General features: G+C 63.0%; 17 protein-coding genes. 4 read left to right on the forward strand and 13 right to left on the reverse strand.

The genetic code is table 11. The features are described from left to right. Position 1: 1 nt before the first annotated feature. From cheD to flhD, 10 genes are all read right to left on the reverse strand, one after another. Positions 2 to 757, reverse strand: coding sequence for a chemoreceptor glutamine deamidase CheD (cheD, locus tag PQQ51_RS24220; RefSeq protein WP_408499394.1), 756 nt, complete (start codon positions 755 to 757; stop codon positions 2 to 4). Further along, on the reverse strand, positions 754 to 1716 hold the full coding sequence (locus PQQ51_RS24225) for a CheR family methyltransferase (protein ID WP_408499395.1): 963 nt from the start codon (positions 1714 to 1716) through the stop codon (positions 754 to 756). Before PQQ51_RS24225 ends, cheD begins: the two co-directional genes overlap by 4 nt. Positions 1717 to 1922: 206 nt before the next feature. Next, positions 1923 to 3797: a methyl-accepting chemotaxis protein gene (locus tag PQQ51_RS24230; protein WP_408499396.1), complete on the reverse strand. Its 1875-nt coding sequence runs from the start codon at positions 3795 to 3797 to the stop codon at positions 1923 to 1925. Positions 3798 to 3904: 107 nt separating this feature from the next. Continuing rightward, positions 3905 to 4453, reverse strand: a complete 549-nt coding sequence (gene cheW / locus PQQ51_RS24235; protein ID WP_408499397.1) for a chemotaxis protein CheW — start codon at positions 4451 to 4453, stop codon at positions 3905 to 3907. A gap of 69 nt (positions 4454 to 4522) precedes the next feature. Beyond that, complete coding sequence (gene cheA / locus PQQ51_RS24240; RefSeq protein WP_408499398.1) at positions 4523 to 6814, reverse strand: chemotaxis protein CheA; 2292 nt, start codon at positions 6812 to 6814, stop codon at positions 4523 to 4525. Positions 6815 to 6901: 87 nt separating this feature from the next. Beyond that, the gene (locus PQQ51_RS24245) at positions 6902 to 7279 is read right to left on the reverse strand and encodes a response regulator (protein ID WP_408499400.1); all 378 of its coding nucleotides are present in this window, start codon (positions 7277 to 7279) and stop codon (positions 6902 to 6904) included. Between the two features lie 84 nt (positions 7280 to 7363). After that, on the reverse strand, positions 7364 to 8371 hold the full coding sequence (motB, locus tag PQQ51_RS24250) for a flagellar motor protein MotB (protein ID WP_408499401.1): 1008 nt from the start codon (positions 8369 to 8371) through the stop codon (positions 7364 to 7366). Positions 8372 to 8392: 21 nt separating this feature from the next. After that, on the reverse strand, positions 8393 to 9253 hold the full coding sequence (gene motA / locus PQQ51_RS24255; RefSeq protein ID WP_408499402.1) for a flagellar motor stator protein MotA: 861 nt from the start codon (positions 9251 to 9253) through the stop codon (positions 8393 to 8395). 205 nt (positions 9254 to 9458) lie between these two features. Further along, a complete protein-coding gene (flhC, locus tag PQQ51_RS24260) occupies positions 9459 to 10019 on the reverse strand; it encodes a flagellar transcriptional regulator FlhC (protein ID WP_408499403.1) in 561 nt (186 codons plus the stop codon). 57 nt (positions 10020 to 10076) lie between these two features. Continuing rightward, the gene (gene flhD, locus PQQ51_RS24265) at positions 10077 to 10397 is read right to left on the reverse strand and encodes a flagellar transcriptional regulator FlhD (RefSeq protein ID WP_408499404.1); all 321 of its coding nucleotides are present in this window, start codon (positions 10395 to 10397) and stop codon (positions 10077 to 10079) included. 716 nt (positions 10398 to 11113) lie between these two features. On the opposite strand from flhD, the gene PQQ51_RS24270 reads away from it, so the two are divergent. Then, a complete protein-coding gene (locus PQQ51_RS24270; protein ID WP_408499405.1) occupies positions 11114 to 12178 on the forward strand; it encodes a glycosyltransferase family 4 protein in 1065 nt (354 codons plus the stop codon). A gap of 323 nt (positions 12179 to 12501) precedes the next feature. Here the strand turns inward: PQQ51_RS24270 and PQQ51_RS24275 are convergent, their stop codons facing one another. Further along, positions 12502 to 12804 carry an H-NS histone family protein gene (locus tag PQQ51_RS24275; protein ID WP_408499406.1) on the reverse strand — a complete coding sequence of 101 codons (303 nt, stop codon included), beginning with the start codon at positions 12802 to 12804 and terminating at the stop codon, positions 12502 to 12504. 381 nt (positions 12805 to 13185) lie between these two features. Between PQQ51_RS24275 and PQQ51_RS24280 the strand changes: the two genes are divergently transcribed. Beyond that, entirely contained in the window at positions 13186 to 13899 is a 714-nt protein-coding gene (locus PQQ51_RS24280; RefSeq protein ID WP_408499407.1) for a histidine phosphatase family protein, read from the forward strand. A 285-nt stretch (positions 13900 to 14184) separates the two neighbouring features. Next, positions 14185 to 14484: a PXPV repeat protein gene (locus tag PQQ51_RS24285; RefSeq protein ID WP_408499408.1), complete on the forward strand. Its 300-nt coding sequence runs from the start codon at positions 14185 to 14187 to the stop codon at positions 14482 to 14484. Between the two features lie 64 nt (positions 14485 to 14548). Here the strand turns inward: PQQ51_RS24285 and PQQ51_RS24290 are convergent, their stop codons facing one another. Then, positions 14549 to 15370 (reverse strand): Cof-type HAD-IIB family hydrolase, encoded by an 822-nt coding sequence (locus PQQ51_RS24290; RefSeq protein WP_408499409.1) that lies wholly within the window; start codon positions 15368 to 15370, stop codon positions 14549 to 14551. 86 nt (positions 15371 to 15456) lie between these two features. After that, positions 15457 to 16338 carry a glucosamine kinase nucleotide-binding domain-containing protein gene (locus PQQ51_RS24295; protein ID WP_408499410.1) on the reverse strand — a complete coding sequence of 294 codons (882 nt, stop codon included), beginning with the start codon at positions 16336 to 16338 and terminating at the stop codon, positions 15457 to 15459. A 103-nt stretch (positions 16339 to 16441) separates the two neighbouring features. Here PQQ51_RS24295 and PQQ51_RS24300 point away from each other — a divergent pair, with 103 nt between their 5' ends. Next, positions 16442 to 17074 (forward strand): DNA-3-methyladenine glycosylase I, encoded by a 633-nt coding sequence (locus tag PQQ51_RS24300; protein ID WP_408499411.1) that lies wholly within the window; start codon positions 16442 to 16444, stop codon positions 17072 to 17074. Positions 17075 to 17173 lie beyond the last annotated feature (99 nt).

A 17173-nucleotide genomic window follows, 5' to 3' on the forward strand; every position in this document is an offset into this window, starting at 1 on the left:
CTCACGCCTCCTCTGTAGTTCTGGCGTTGTTTGAATTGATTGGGCGCGTGCCTGCGCCGTTCGAAAACAATTCGACCTTGGGTCTTGCGGCAGACGAAGAAAACAGCTCGACCTTCGGACGCGCGGCGGCCGGCGTGGCAAACAGTTCGACCCGTTTGCGCGCCGCCGCGAGCCGCTCGGCGCGCGCTTCCGCGCTTTGCCGCACGAGCGCCTGTTCGCGTTCGGCCACGCCCGCTTCCTGCTGCAAACGCAACTTCTTCACCATCACCTGGCCGGTGCGCGGCATGAAGGCGACCTTGCGTGGATGATTGCCCTGCAAGTCCTCGGCGACGATGCGAATCTTTTCGAGCGCCAGATAGCGGCGTACGAATTCCGAATTGCGGTCGCCGATGTTCATCGTCGTCATGCCGGCCAGCACCGCGCCGCCGCCGAACACCTTCGCTTCGAAGCGTTCGCGCCGGCCACCGGCCTTGATCAGTTCGTTGATCAGCATTTCCATCGCGTACGCGCCGTAGCGCATCGAATCCGACGCGGCCTGGCCGACGTCGGCGCCGTCGTCCGGCAGCATGAAGTGGTTCATCCCGCCGATGCCCGCGGTGCGGTCCTGAATACACGCCGCGACGCACGAGCCGAGCACGGTGACGAGGACCATGTCTTCGCTGGTGGTGTAGAACTCGTTCGGCAACAGCTTCACGCCGGGGCGCTGGAAGTGGTTGTCGAAATAAAGATTGGTCGCGATCGGCAGACGGGTGCTCATACGGTCACCCCGCCGGTCGTCGCATGACCCGTGCTGCTCGTGCTACCCACGCTGCCCGCCGCACGTGCCGGCGCGCTCGCCGTGTCGCGCGTGAGTTCGTAGACGGTCTGGCCGCGCAGCTTGAACGCCTGCGTCACATAGGTGAAGTTTTCCGAATGACCGGCGAACAGCAGGCCGCCCGATTTCATCAACGGCTCGAAGCGCGCGAGCACCTGCGCCTGCGTCGGCTTGTCGAAGTAGATCATCACGTTGCGGCAGAAGATCGCGTCGAACTGCGAGCGCAACTGGTAATCGCGGTCGGTCAGATTCAGTTGCTCGAAGCGCACCATCGCGCGCACTTCCGGGCGCACCTTGACCATGCCGGCATGCGCGCCGGTGCCCTTCAGGAAGAAGCGCTTCAGGCGCTCGGGCGACAGATGCTTCACCTGGTCGAACTGGTACATGCCGGCTTCGGCTTTGGCCAGCACCTGCGTGTCGATATCGGTGGCGAGCACCGTGGCCTGACGCGCGGCGCTGTCGCCGAGCGCTTCGATCAGCGTCATCGCGATCGAATACGGCTCCTCGCCGGTCGAGGCCGCCGAGCACCACACCGAAACCGGCTGCGCGCGGCGCGGCACGAACCCGGCGAGAATCGGGAAGTGATGCGCTTCGCGGAAAAACGCGGTCAGGTTGGTGGTCAGCGCATTGGTGAAGGCTTCCCACTCGGCCGGATCGTTTTCCGCTTCGAGCAGATCGAGGTACTGCTTGAACGTGTCGAGTCCGCGCGCTCGCAGACGGCGCGCAAGCCGGCTATACGCCATATCGCGCTTATGATCCGACAGCGAGATGCCCGCGCTGCGGTGGATCAGATCGCGGATACGAGCGAAATCCGCCGACGTGAATTCGAAATCCCGTCCTTGCTCGCCGGCTTTGACCGGCTCCGCCCTGTCAGGGCGTTGTTGTGCGCGCGTTGCCATCATCAGAGTTCCTGCCTGCAATACGAGCCATCCCGCTTTTCGCCGACGTAACCGCCATCGGCGAAAGGGATTTTTTTCGCGGGGCCGCGCTGTTGCGCGAGTACCGCTAACACGCAGTCGGCCCGCGACACGCGTTGCAAGCGTGCTTCGATGATTCGCCCCACGCGGAGCGAGATGCCGAATGACTGCATGTTGTCTGTGCCGCGTTCCTAGAACGTTTCCCAGTCCGAATCCGATCCCGCCGACGCCACGCTTGTCGCGGCCGGGCGTGCTGCGGGTTCGGATGCCGCGCGAGCGGACTTCGGTTTCAGCGCCGGCTCGACGCGTGCGGCGCGCGCTTCAGCCGCTTTTGGGGGCTGAAGCGCGGCCGGACTTTCTGCCGCCGCTGTGTTCGATGCCGCGTTCGATGCGGCTTGCGCGGCCGGATGCGCTGCGGTGTGAGCCGACGCCGCCTTGAGCGCCGGCGCTTTCCCGCCGCCGCTCCTGCGCACCGCGCTCGCATTGACGCGAGCGCTGCCATCGCCGTCGCCGGCCGCCACCTTCCACACGCCCACCACCGCCTGCAACTGCCGCGTCTGCTCTTCGAGCGACGCCGCCGCTGCCGCTGCCTGTTCGACCAGCGCGGCGTTCTGCTGCGTGACTTCGTCCATCTGCACGACCGCGCGATTCACCTGTTCGATGCCGCCCGACTGTTCTTCCGACGCCGCGCTGATCTCGCCCATGATGTCGGTCACGCGGCGCACCGCCTGCACGATCTCTTCCATCGTGGTACCCGCGCGGCCGACCAGCGCCGAGCCGCTTTGCACCTTGTCGACCGAGTCGCCGATCAATCCCTTGATTTCCTTCGCGGCGCTGGCGCTGCGCTGCGCGAGGCTGCGCACTTCGCCCGCGACCACCGCGAAGCCGCGACCCTGCTCACCGGCCCGCGCCGCTTCCACTGCGGCGTTCAGCGCCAGAATATTGGTCTGGAACGCAATCCCTTCGATCACGCCGATGATGTCGACGACCTTGTTCGAGCTGGCCGCGATGTCCTGCATCGTCGTGACGACTTCGCCGACCACCGAGCCGCCGCGCGTCGCGATGTCCGACGCGTTGACGGCCAGCTGGCTCGCCTGACGTGCGTTCTCTGCGTTCTGCCGCACGGTGCCGGTCAACTGCTCCATGCTCGACGCGGTTTCCTGCAACGAAGCGGCCTGTTGCTCGGTGCGTTGCGACAGATCGGTATTGCCCATTGCGATTTCGCGCGCGCCGGTGTCGATCGATTCGGTGCTGCTGTGAACCGCCCTCACCATCGTCGACATGCTGTCCTGCATCCGCTTGATGCCGGCGAAGAGCCGCCCGATCTCGTTGCGGCTGAACACGTCGACTCGCGCGGACAGATCGCCCGAAGCGATCCGCTCGAAGCACGCGGTCGCGTCGGCGAGCGGCTGCACGATCAGGCCGCGCAGCGCGAAGCGGATCCCCACTACCATCAGCAATGCGAGCGCGGTGACGGCCATGATCAGCGTGGTCATCGTCGAGATCTGCGCTTGCGCGCGCGCCTGCTGATCCACCGCGTTTTGCTGCAACGCGTTGACGACACCCGTGGCGGCGGTGTCGTACGCGATGAACATCGGGCTGATCTTCGTATCGGCGATTGCGTGATACGCGGCCATGTCGTTCGCGGTCAGCGCCGCGAACTCCGGATCCACGCCGTCGTGCATCAGGCTGGCCCGTTTGGCGACGACGTCGTCGAGCAGCGCCTGATCGATGCCGGTCTTCGGCGCGTCCTGATAGAGCTGCCAGCTCTGGTTGCCCTTCGTCAGCAGTTCCTGCGCGCGGTTGATCGCTTTCTTCGCTTCGTCCGCGTTGCCCGCGGCCGACAGCGTGTTGAAGCGGTCAATCGCGAGACGGGAACGCAACAGGTACGCAGACGCGTCGTCGAGCGCATGAATGGCGACCAGATCGCCACGCGAGAGCCGGTCGAGCGACCGGCTTGCGCCGTTCAAGGCGGTTAGACCAAGAGAGCCGACCACGACGGTCAGCGCCACCAGAATGACCCCCACCACCGTCAGCGATGTGCGAATCGACCACCTGCTCAGCATCTCGACGCTCCCTGTTACGAACCGACGTGCTACCTGTTGCTGCCCGTTTGCTGCCCGTTTGCTGCCCGTTTTTTACTACCTGCCCACTACCCGAACGAAGCGTGCCGTTACGCGGCGAGCGATTCGATCAGCGCCATTTCCCGGCTGGTCATCAGCTTTTCGATGTCCATCAGGATCAGCATGCGGCCGTCGACGGTGCCCAGACCCGTGAGGTACTCGGTCGTGAGGGTCGCGCCGAATTCCGGCGCCGGCATGATTTGGTCGGTGGCGAGCGTGAGCACGTCCGACACGCCGTCCACCACCATCCCGACCACGCGATGCGCGACGTTCAGGATGATCACGACGGTCTGGTGGTCGTATTCGACGCGGCCCAGATGGAATTTGATGCGCATGTCCACGATCGGCACGATGATGCCGCGCAGATTGATCACGCCTTTGATGAACTCGGGTGCATTGGCGATCCGCGTCACGTTGTCGTAGCCGCGGATTTCCTGCACTTTGAGAATATCGATGCCGTACTCTTCGGCGCCGAGCGTGAAGACGAGGAATTCCTGACCGCCGGCGTCTGCCTGCTGCGCGTCACGGCGGCCATTCGTGCCGCTCGCGTTAGCGCTCGCGTTCGCGACGCCCGAATTGATGGATTGGACTTCTGCCACGTTAGCCCCCAAACGGTTGGGATGAGTTGAGTTGAGTAAGCGTTGCCTGTACTACGTTCGCTGCGTTCATCATGCGAGGCTCATTGCGCCGTGCGCGTTGCGCGTCTCGCGGTTCAGCGCCGCCACGTCCACGATCAGCGCGACACTGCCGTCGCCGAGAATGGTCGCGGCGGAAATGCCGTGCACCTTGCGGTAGTTCGTTTCCAGATTCTTCACGACCACCTGCTGCTGTCCCACCAGCTCGTCGATCAGCATCGCAAAGCGGCGCCCTTCGGTTTGCATGATGGTGACGATGCCTTGCGTCGGTTCCCGCTTGGCGTCTTCGACGTTGAACACTTCGTGCAATGCGACGAGCGGCAGATATTCGCCGCGCACGCGCACCACGCGTTCGCCGTTGGCCACGGTGTAGATGTCTTCGGCGCGCGGTTGCAGCGACTCCATCACGAAGTTCAGCGGCAGAATGAAGATCTCGTTGCCGACCTTCACCGACATGCCGTCGAGAATCGCCAGCGTAAGCGGCAACACGATGCGCGTGGTGCTGCCCTTGCCGGCGTGCGACGTGATTTCCACGTGGCCGCCCATCGACTGGATGTTGCGCTTCACCACGTCCATGCCGACGCCGCGTCCCGAGACGTCCGTGACCTGCTCCGCCGTCGAGAAGCCCGGCAGGAAAATCAGGTTCCAGACTTCGTCGTCGGTCATGCTTTCGCTGACCTGCATGCCCTGCTTGGCCGCCTTCGCGAGAATCTTGTCGCGGCGCAGGCCCGCGCCGTCGTCGCTCACTTCGATGACGATGTTGCCGCCGTGGTGAGCCGCCGAAAGCACCAGTTGGCCGGTCGAATCCTTACCCGCCGCGCGCCGCGCTTCCACGGTTTCGATGCCGTGGTCGAGACTGTTGCGCACCAGGTGGGTCAACGGATCGATGATCCGTTCGATCAGGCTCTTGTCGAGTTCGGTCGCCTGACCGAACGTGACGAGTTCCACTTCCTTGCCGAGTTTCGCCGCCAGATCGCGCACCAGACGCGGGAAGCGGCTGAACACGTAATCCATCGGCATCATGCGGATCGACATCACCGCTTCCTGCAGATCGCGCGCGTTGCGTTCGAGCTGCGCCATCCCGTTGAACAGGCGATCGTGCAGCGCCGGATCGAAGGTGCTGGTGGTCTCGGCGAGCATCGCCTGCGTGATCACCAGTTCGCCGACCAGGTTGATCAACTGATCGACCTTTTCGACGCCGACGCGAATCGAGCTGCCTTCCGCGCCGCCGGCCGCCGCGGCCGGACGTGCGGCCTTGCGGTCCTGTTCGGCCGCGGCGGGTTGGGCCGCTGTGCCCGCGCTCGCCGCGGCAGGCGCCGCTGCGGCCGCAGCGGGTGCCGCGGCCGGTGCGTCGAACAAACCGTGCGTGTGCGCGGGGGCCGCAGTGTGGGCCGCCTGCGCCGACGATGCTGCCTGCCCCGCCGGTTCCGCGTGTGCTGCCTGCGCCGGCGACGAAACCTCAGCGTCCGGCGTTCCAGGTTCGCCTTGCTGGGAGTCGTCCGCCGGTGCGGTGCCGCGGCCGATCACGATCTGACTTTCGTCGATCACGAAACAGCATACGGCGATGATGTCGTCGGAGGTCACATCGGTCTGGAGCCACAGCGTCAGATCGCCGCCGCTCTTGACCTGCCCGACAATATTCCCCAGGTTGCCGAGCTCTTCGGCCAGCAGTTCCTGGTCCTTCTCACCCACGCCCCGTAGCGTAATTTTCAGATGGGGGCCGGCGCCATCCGCGTCGCCGGCTCCTGCGGCTTGCCCGGTCTGTGCCGGTTCGCCGTCGTTCCATTCACCCGTCGCGTCCTGCACCGCCTGGTCGACGACGTGTTCCGGCGGCGTGCCGTTCCCGGCCGCCGCCTCTGTTGCGGGTGCGGCCGGTGTTGCCGGTGCGGCCGGTGCCGCGGGCGCGGCGGCTTGCGCCGGCACACCGCCCTGGCGGCTTTCCGCATGCAACTGTTCGAGCTTCGCGCAGATCGCCTTCGCGACCGCGGCGTCCGGCTCGGCGCTCGCGCGGTAGTCGGCGAGCTGGCCCGACAACACGTCCTTGGTTTCGAGGAACGTGTCGATCATGTCCTTGCGCAGCACGAGTTCGTTGTTGCGCGCGCGGTCGAGCAGCGATTCGAGAATGTGGGTGGTTTCCGTCAGTGCGGTAAAACCGAACGTCGCCGCGCCGCCCTTGATCGAGTGCGCCGCGCGGAAAATCGCCGCGAGGTCCTCGGGGTCCGGGTGTGCGATGTCGAGATTGAGCAGCAACTGCTCCATCTGTGCGAGCAGTTCGTCCGCTTCGTCGAAAAACGTCTGATAGAACTGAGTGATGTCGAGTGTCATGCCTGGGTCACCGCGAGAGTTCCTGTCTAGGCCGGGGCTGCCGTGCCGCTGCTTCGAGAGCTTCTAAAACTGGTTTAAGGGTGGCGCTTACGCGTGGTCCGGTTCGGCCAGCGCCGCCACCAGTTCGGTCAACATGTCGGGGTCGAGTGGCTTTTCGATCCAGCCGGTCGCCCCCGCGGCCCGCGCCGCCTCCTTGAACGGCTCGCCCGATTCCGTCGTGAGGACGAGGATGGGCGTGACCTGATAAGCCGGGTTGGTGCGCAGTGCCGCGATCAGATCGAGACCGGTCTTGCCCGGCATGTGCTGATCGGTCAACACCAGATCGAACGACATCGCGAGCGCGTTCTCGAGCCCTTCGTTGCCGTCCGCCGCGAGCGTCACCTCATAGCCGGCTGTCGTCAGCGTGGCGGCGAGAATTTGCCGCATCGCCGCCGAATCGTCGATTGCCAGGATGTGCCTGATCATAAAAACCTCGCTGCACTCACGCTATGGACCGCCGGACCGTGCGCGCCCGGGAGGCGCCTGCACCGGCCGGGCGGCCGCTATCTGTTACTGGGCCGCCGGCGCCGCCGCCGGCAACTTCGGTGCAACCGTCGCCGGTTGCCCAATCTTTTGCAGCAACGGCTTGGAGCCGGCTGCGTCGTCCGACAAGGTGGTCGTCGTGGAGTCGTCGTGATCGAGCGCGTCCTCGGACTTCTTGTTCAATACGATGATGCTGATGCGGCGATTCTCCGGATCCATCGGGTCCGCCTTGTTCAGGTTCTGCGTCGACGCAAGGCCGAGCACGCGCATCACCTTCGCTTCGTCCATGCCGCCGCCGATCAGCTCCCGGCGCGACGCATTGGCGCGGTCCGCGGACAGTTCCCAATTGCTGTAGCCCTTCTCGCCGCCCGCGTATTGCGCGGCGTCGGTGTGGCCTTGCACGATGATCCGGTTCGGCACGTCGTTCAGCGTGTGGCCGATCTCGCGCAGGATGTCGCGCATGTACGGTTCGACCACGTCTTTCGCGGTGGCGAACATCGGCCGCTTCTGCGAGTCGACGATTTCGATGCGCAAGCCGGTCAGCGTCGAATCGATGCGGATCTGCTGCTTGAACTGGCGCAACACCGGGTTCGCCTCGATCGCGGCCATCAGCTTGACCTGCAGGTCGTGCAGACGCACCTGTTCGCGCCGCTCCAGCTCGCCCTGCGACTGTTTGGACGAATCGTCGTCGTTGTGCGCGACCGTGTGTTCGGCGCGGGTGATCGAACCGTCGGTGGTGCGCGTCACGCCTTGCTGGTCGGTCGAGATGTCGCGGCCGCCGCCATTGATGATGCTCGAATCCTGCGCGCTGCGATCGCCGCCCCACAGCGTGACCTTCAACGGCTGGTTGAAGTAGTCGGCGATGCCCTTCAACTGCACAGTGGAAGCCGAACTCAGCAGCCACATCAGCAGGAAGAACGCCATCATCGCGGTCATGAAGTCCGCGTACGCGAGCTTCCAGGCGCCACCGTGGTGGTTGCCCTTTTTCGGCGCGACGCGCTTGACGACAATGGCGCGGTCTTTATCCTTGCTCATCGATTCGATCCCCGGCGCCGCTTACTTGGCCTTCACACGGCGCACGTGCTCTTCCAGCTCGGCGAACGACGGGCGTTCGGTCGAAAAGAGCACCTTGCGGCCGAATTCGACGGCAATCGCCGGCGCGTAACCATTCAGGCTGGCCAGAATCGTCACCTTGATGCACTGGAACATCTTGGTCGACTCGGTCACGCGCTGTTCGGCGACGCTCGCGAGCGGGCTGATCAGCCCGTACGAAAGCAGAATCCCGAGGAAGGTGCCGACCAGCGCCTGGGCGATCATCTCGCCGAGAATCGCGGGCGGCTTGTCGGCGGAGGCCATGGTGTGCACCACGCCCATCACCGCGGCCACGATCCCGAACGCCGGCATCGCGTCGCCGACCTTGGTCAGCGCGTGCGCGGGCGCCTCGCCTTCCTGGTGGTGCGTCTCGATCTCCTCGTCCATCAGGCTTTCGATCTCGAACGCGTTCATGTTGCCGCCCACCATCAGGCGCAGGTAGTCGGTCAGGAATTCGACGATGTGCTTGTCGGCGAGGATCTTCGGATACTGGGTGAAGATCGGGCTCTTAGACGGATCGTCGATATCCGCCTCCAGCGTCAGCGTGCCTTCTTTACGCGCCTTGGCCAGCAGGACGTAGAGGAGCGCCATCAGCTCCATGTAGACGTCCTTGTTGTACTTCGCGCCCTTGAACAGGGTCGGAATGACGCGCAGTGTCGCCTTGATCGTCTTCATTCCGTTGCCGAGAATGAACGCACCGACCCCGGCGCCCACGATCATCAGCACTTCGACGGGTTGCAACAGCGCGCCAAGATGGCCGCCTTCCAGCGCGTAACCGCCGAAAACGGACAAAAGCGTCACGAGTGTTCCCACGAAAATCAGCACTGCCGAGCCCTCACAAAGAAGCGACGGTGACCGTCGTTAATCTGGTTTACGGCAACGGAGCAGAAAACTTTGGTGGAAAAGCGGCTCGTCGCTCCGGTGTAAACCAGAGGCTGGGGAATCCCGCTTCGCGCGCAGCGAACGGGCCGGGAGGCCCGAGCCGTAAGGATGCGGGCCGCGGCCCACGAGGCAGCGGCCACGCCGCGTGTCAAACCTCTAGCGCGGCAAGACTCTCGCGGGCGCGAGCGTCGGCGAATTTCTTTGTCTTACCGGCACGCGAAGGCGGCTGGCAGAGTCCGCAGATGAACGCGTGCTGCGGATCGTGCGCGTGTGCGACAAAATGTCCGCCGCAGCGGCAGCAGGCGGTCAATTGCAGCATGCCGGAGTCGAAAAAGCGCACCAGCGTCCACGCGCGGGTGAGGCTCAGCACGGGCTCGTCGTCGTGCAACTGGACATGTTCCAGATAGAGCCGGTAGCTCTTCACGATCGACTGGATCGTCGCGCAGCCGCCGTGGTCGGCCATGAAACGGTAGATGTTGTAGAACAGCGAGGAGTGAAAGTTCGGCTGCCAGGTCATGAACCAGTCGGTCGAAAAAGGCAGCATGCCCTTGGGCGGCGACACCCCTTTCAGTTCCTTGTACAGCTTGATGAGCCGGTCGCGCGACAGGCTGGTTTCTGCTTCCAGCAATTGCAGACGCGCGCCGAGTTCGATCAGTTCGATGGCGAGAGTGATTTCCCTGACTTCCAGCACAACACTTTTATAGGCCATCTATTCGCGATTCCCACGTCCTGAGCGCTTGATTGAATGTCGAGCTGCAACCGGCCATCAGTTGAGTTGCTCGACCGGCTGGCTTGCCATCAGGATCGCGGAATGCGCCTGGGCCACGGCGCTGGATTTGCCTTTGTCCGCCAGAGCGGACAGCACGGCATGGTCATCGAAACGGAAGCGGCACAACACCTGATTGGACGCGGCCAGTTTGACGGTCTGCGCCAACGACAGATTGGCGAGCACATCGGCTAGCTGGTCCGAAATCCCCATGCGAAACATGCCCATCGGCTTGTCTTCACGCAGCAGACGCTGCGCGAGCAGAAGATAAGACAGGTTGACTTCTCTTATCTCATTGAGCATTTCGCTTGTCGCGCTCATGATTCCCCCGGGTGTATCTGGCTGGTCAGGCCGTTACGGAAACGTTTGCTCGAACGCGCGCACTCAAACCGCACGAATCGGCTCGTTTCTGGTCTTGCGAGCATTGTGTCGAAAGGGGGAGCGGACGAAAATCGGACAGACACCCAGCCTGTTTGACGGATTAATCCGTCATTCGTGTAGGAGTTTTTCCTACACGATGGCTGCGAAGGGTCGATTAGTTGGGGCCGATGTGTCGTGCAATTCGCGTTTTGCGATGCACCTGGAGTATTTTTTCGGCCTGAAGCGGCTCCAGCCGGTGAGCTCCGGAAGACAGGCTGAGCGCACCTTGAGCGGTGAGCGCGAATTATAAGACGTTTTCACTTCTGCGTAATGTGCGCGTTGTAGACGCGCTCCTCGGCCATCCGGGCCCACGCCTTGCTCACGCCTTTTGCGCTCTCTCGCGCGTTTGAAAATCCCGCGACATGCCGTTCGTACGTGGCGGGAGCGTGCATTAACCGACCTGTAACACCCGATGTTTCGCGCTGTAACAACATTAAGCGTTTGAAAAATAACTCGAATTAGCTCGGCCGATCCCGATAATGAGCCTAAGGGATAACCCGATGCAGTTCGAAAACACCCCCGGGCGGCGGCTTACCGCGCCCAACCGTCCGTCAGGCTATTCGCCTCCGCTCCATTCGAGCGCTGCTGTGCGAAGCCGCTGAATCAGGAGAAAACGCATGCGAATCGCACAAATTGCGCCGTTGTACGAAGCTGTTCCGCCGAAACTTTACGGTGGCACCGAACGCGTCGTGTCGTATCTGACCGAAGCGCTGGTCGACCTCGGTCACGACGTCACGCTGTTTGCGAGCGGCGACTCGGTCACCTCTGCGAACCTCGACGCGTGCTGGCCGCGTGCGCTGCGCCTCGATCCGACGATCCGCGACGCGCTCGCCCCGCACGTGCTGATGATGGAAAAGGTGCGCAAGGTCGCGCATGAATTCGACGTACTGCACTTCCACCTCGACTACATGCCTTTCCCGCTGTTCACCACGATGGACACTCCGTTCGTGACGACGCTGCACGGCCGTCTCGACTTGCCGGAGCTGCAACCGGTGTTCGACGCGTTCTCGAACGTGCCGGTGGTATCGATCTCCGATTCGCAGCGCGCGCCGCTGCCGCAGGCAAACTGGCTGAACACGATCTACCACGGTCTGCCGGATCAGTTGCTGACGCCGCAGGCGCACAAGAAGCCGGAATATCTGGCGTTCCTCGGTCGTATCTGCCCGGAAAAGCGCGTCGATACAGCTATCAAGATCGCTGCACAAAGCGGTCTGCCGCTGAAGATCGCCGCCAAGGTGGACAAGGTCGACCAGGAATACTTCAAGCGCGAGATCGAGCCGTTGCTTTCGATGGCGCACGTGGAGTTCGTCGGCGAGATCAATGAGGCGCAGAAGCCCGAGTTTCTGTCGGGCGCGAAGGCGCTGCTGTTCCCGATCGACTGGTCGGAGCCGTTCGGCCTCGTGATGATCGAGTCGATGGCGTGCGGTACGCCGGTCATCGCGTTCAATCGCGGTTCGGTGCCGGAAGTGATCGATCACGGCGTGACGGGCTATATCGTCGAAGACGTCCAAGGCGCGGTGGCCGCGCTCCAGCGCCTGGACGAACTGTCGCGCACCGAGATTCGCGCGCAGTTCGAACGCCGCTTCAGTTCGAAGACGATGGCGCAGAATTACGTGGACGGTTATTCGGCATTGATCGAAGCGACGCGCCGCCCGATATTGCGTCAGGTTGCAGTAGGCTGAACGGAATTGATCGGCTAAAGCGCCAACAGCCAAAAATGGCGGAAGTGGCGAACGTTTTTTTCGTCTCGCCCTTTCGCTGCATGCAACGCGTTTGACGAAAATTTCCGATTCATACACGAATTCACAACAAATTGGCCTTGTGAATCGTTTGCGCGAACGGCATGTCTCGCTTAACGTCCTTGCACTACAGAAAAGCCGCCTGCGGAAGGCGGCTTTTCTATTGGCGGACTGGATGCGCTTCCATCGCGGATTGACGCTACGCGAATAAGCGCCCGAATACCGTTAAACCTTCAGTTGCCTTTCGCCAGGAAAAGGCTATTCATTCACGCGGCGGCAATCAGATAGCGTTCGCGATTCTTGCCGACAATCCACTTGGGCGGTTTGCCACGCCCGCTCCACGTATTGCCGGATTTCGGATCCTGGTACTTGGCCGGCAGCGGCGCCTTCTTGGGCGGGCGCCCGCGCTTGGCGGCCACCGCAAATCCGAGATCTTGTGCACTCAGACCGTATTCGGCGATCTTTTGGCGGATGTCAGCGACTACATTGTCGACTTCAGTGCGCCGCGCTTCTTCTGCTTGTGCCTGCAATTTGGCGATCTGAGCCTTGAGGTCTGCATATTGAGACATTTGGTTCTCCCGTTTTCTAGAACTCCATTCGCTCGCAGACTAACTGTAATTATAAAAATTCGCAATGGCCAATAATACCGATTCAGGCAAATATCCTCAGATAATTATTAAGTGTCTATGAATTGTAAAACCGGAGTTTTTTATCGAGATGTAATTGGAAAGACCGCCTGCGCATTTGACAAATTTGACAGCCGCTTTGTCCGCGTTTGCCTGGAATTGCGTGCTGGAGCGCATACGTCCGAGTTGCATTGCGCATGCTGTCCCGAGTGCCGGCTTTTTAGGATTACCAATCATGCTGCTGCAAAACGTCTCGTTGCCGAAGGGTCGCCTGTGGCCGCTGCTAGAATCCTCCGACTTCCCAGGCTCGCACAGGTATTCCCAATGAACCGTTTCCGCAGATTCCTTCGTGGCGTAGCGCTCTCGATCGGTGGCCTGGGTGGCCTGTGCTTCGCCGCAGCGGCGCTACCTGCGGCGCACGCAGCGGACGGCAACATTGAAACGCTAGTCTTCGTGCGCCATGGCGAAAAGCCCGCGCAGGGTTTCGGGCAGCTCAACTGCCAGGGGCTGAACCGCGCGCTGGCGCTGCCAGCGGTAATCGCCGCGAAATTCGGCAAGCCAGACGCGATCTACGCGCCCGATCCAGGCCAGCAGAAAGACGACGGCGGGCATCCCTATTACTACATCCGGCCGCTTGCGACGATCGAGCCGACCGCGATCCAGTTCCAGATGCCGGTGCAAACGCCTTACGGCTTCGCGCAGATCGATCAGCTCGGCTCGGCACTCGTCGCGCCGGCCAACCGTAACAAGCTGATCGTCGTCGCGTGGGAGCACAAGCTGATCGTGAAGATGGTGCGGCAGATGATGAGCGCACACGGCGGCAATGCGGCCGATGTACCCAAATGGCAAAGCGACGACTTCGACAGCATTTATATCGTTCGTCTCGACTGGCAAAACGGCACCGCGCGTGTGAGTTTTCAGCATGACCGGCAGGGCTTGAACGGACGCGCCACCGATTGCCCTTGCGCGCAATTGCCGGGCGCTGCAGCGGCGGCATCGGGTACGGCGTCCGGCGCTTCTGGAAGCCGGGCTGATTAAACGGGTAATACAGATGTAAGCCGCGATTACCCAGCGGCCGCGGATATTTCCGCGACGGCGCTCAGTGCGTGGTGATCCTACGGTAACGATCACCTCCAAAGCCTTGCGTGGTAAGGATTCGCGCCGACCTCTCAACCGCCGCGGTGGCTTGGCTCTACGCCTCGCTCGACTCCGCGCCCCTGCGACGATACTTTCAGTCCGTAACATCTGGTCGCAGTTGGGCGCGGCCGGATTGCGTAGATTGATCCTGTGCGACACACATACGTCGCTTCACAGGAGAACAACATGAAACGCATCGTCACTCATTTGCTGGTTGCTGCCGGACTCGCGGCGGGCGCATGCGGCGTCGCGCAAGCACATACGGATCTGAACATCGGCCTGTCGCTCGGCGCACCGGTCTACGCCAGTCCGGCGCCTGTCTATGCGGCCCCGCAGCCGGTCTACTACGGCAACGGCTGGGACCATCGCGGCTACTATCATCGCGACGACCATCGCTACGATCGCGGCTGGTATCACAACGATCGCCGCTGGGGTCACGACGACCGCGGCTACCAGGGCGACCGCCGGGGCGGCTGGCACGGTTGATCGTGACGCAGCTTCGCCCTGCTGACCGGCCCGCATCCGCCAACGTGGATGCGGGCCGGTTTGTTCAGGCCGTCAGTTCGTCGTCGAAAGAAAAGAGCTTGCGCAGATGATGCGCGACACCGGCTTCGAAGTTGTTGCCGATACGCGGCACGTTCGGCAGCCGCGTGATGAGATCGGGGTTCGCGTTGTTCATCATGAACGGATGGCCGGCGGTTTCCAGCAGGTCGATGTCGTTCATGTTGTCGCCGAAGGCCACGCATTGCGCCGCGTCCACACCGAGCCGTGCAAGCACGATCTGCAACGCGCGCCCTTTCGACACGTTCGCGGTCATGACTTCAAGGCAGTCCGGCAGCGAATAGGTGACGTAAAGCGCGTCGCCGAATTCACGCTCGAGATTCGCCGCGACCTGCGCGAGGTCGGCCGGCTCGCCGATGTAAAGCGCCTTCGCGATATCGACGCCGTCGTGGCCCTGCAGATCCGTCACCGCGTAGGTGAAGCCGGAATCCTGGTGAAACGCGAGCAGGTGCGGCGCCTCGCGGTCGATGAGCCACGCCTGGTCGGCGAACAGGTTCACGATCACGCGCCCATGAGCACCGACGATTTCCGGCTGCACGAGGCGTTGCACGATCGCGGGCGGCAGGTCGTCCGCGTGGATCACCGTGTTGTCCGGCGCGTGAATGCGCGCGCCATTCGACGTGATCAGATACGGGTTGATGCCGAGCACGTCACGAATGCCGGCGACGTCGCAATAGTGCCGCCCGGTCGCGATGATGAAATGCAGCCCGTCGCTTTCGAGTTTGCGCACGGTGGCGATCGTGAACGGGTCCACCTGGTGATCCGCGTTGAGCAATGTGCCGTCGAGATCCGTGGCGATGACTTTGTACATGGTGTGGGCGGCCGGGCAGCGTCAAAGCGCGTATTTTACCGTTGCCCGACGCGATCGCAGGACTGCGCCCGTCCATCCGCCGATTTTTATCCGGCAATACGAGCCGCTTCGCGTTGTGCGAGCTGCAGTCCGCCATGCGCCGAGTCGGCCAGCGGCTCGCGCAAGCGCGGCTGATAAACCTGCGGCACGTATTCGCGCAACGGCGTGCCGAGGCCGCCGCACAATGCGACCGGCAGCGTCGCCGACGGGTCGAGCGCGGCGATCATCTTGCCCACTTCGACGCCGGCCTCGCCGAGCAGACGCGCCGCGAACGGATGCGCGCGCTGCGCGATGACGATGGGTGCGAGCCGCGCGTAGGCAGTCTGATTCGCTTCGCAAAGCCAGACCACGAGGCCGTCGCGGTCATCCGCGCCGATATGGGCGAGCAGCGCGTCCACCAGTTCGTCGCGAGGCACGCGGCCGTCGAGCGCCTGTTGCGCATGTACGATCGCTCGCAGGCCGAGCCAGGCGCCGCTCGCTTCGTCGCCGGATGGATAACCGTAGCCGCTGGCAGTGCGGCATTCGCCGTCGCCGTCGAGCACGGCGGCGACGCTCCCTGTGCCGAGCGCGACGACCACCCCGTAAGCGCCCCCGTGCGCACCCAACAGTGTGGTGTACGCGTCGGTCTCTGCCACGAGGCCGGCTACCGCGGGCGCCTTGGCGTGAAATTCGGCGAGCCAGTCGCGATTATTGACGCCCGCCAACCCGCAACCGAGCACGCAACGCGACCAGTCGAGCGTCAAGCCAGCGAGCGCGAACGCATCACGGCAGCCCGCCTCGATAGACTGCCACGCTCGCTCGATGCCGAGGCCGAGCCCCGACGGTCCGCTCGCGGCCTGCGCCAGTTCGCGTCCCAGCGCGTCGCCTAGTACGACACGGGTACCGCTGCCGCCGCCGTCAATGCCGATCAGAAAGAGGTCTTGGTTCATCGAATCGAGTGGGTTCGGGTAGTGAATAACGCATAGCGTGGCAGGTCGGATTTGATTGCGCAATCGGCCGAACGGCTAGCTTGCGGCGAACAGGCATTCCGCTATGCTGGCGGGCGACATCACAACACAGGAGCATGACGTGACACAGCGATGCAACTGGGCATCGAGCGAAGCGCTCGCACAGTATCACGACACCGAGTGGGGCGTGCCCTCGCGCGACGATCGGCATCTGTTCGAGCTGCTGGTGCTGGAAGGCGCGCAGGCGGGTTTGTCGTGGTCGACGATTCTCAACAAGCGGGCCGGCTATCGTCGCGCTTTCGCCGACTTCGACATCGACACGGTGGCGCGCTTCACGCCGAAACATGTCGATGCACTGGTGCTCGACGAAAGCATCGTGCGACACCGCGGCAAGATCGAGTCCGCGGTCACCAATGCGCGGGCGGTGCAGCAGATCCAGGCCGAACACGGGTCGCTGGCCAACTTCGTGTGGTCGTTCGTCGATCAGACGCCGATCCAGAACGACTGGGCATCGTACAAACAGGCGCCGGCGTCGACGGAAATTTCGGACGCGCTCAGCAAAGCGCTGAAACGCTACGGCTGCAAGTTCGTCGGCTCGACGATCTGCTATGCGTTCATGCAGGCGGTGGGCATGGTGAACGATCACGAGACCAATTGCACGTGTCGGGCGAAATGCGCGGCACTCGGCAAGAAAGGGCGAAATCGCAAGGCGGGTTGATGCGGGAAAGGTGGAACGCGAGCGGCAGCTATCGGGAAAAGTACTCTCTACGGCTTTCGCGCGCGAGGTTCGTTATATAGCGGTATCGAGTGTAGACAG

The organism is Paraburkholderia xenovorans (assembly GCF_046030735.1).
Taxonomy (GTDB): domain Bacteria; phylum Pseudomonadota; class Gammaproteobacteria; order Burkholderiales; family Burkholderiaceae; genus Paraburkholderia; species Paraburkholderia xenovorans_A.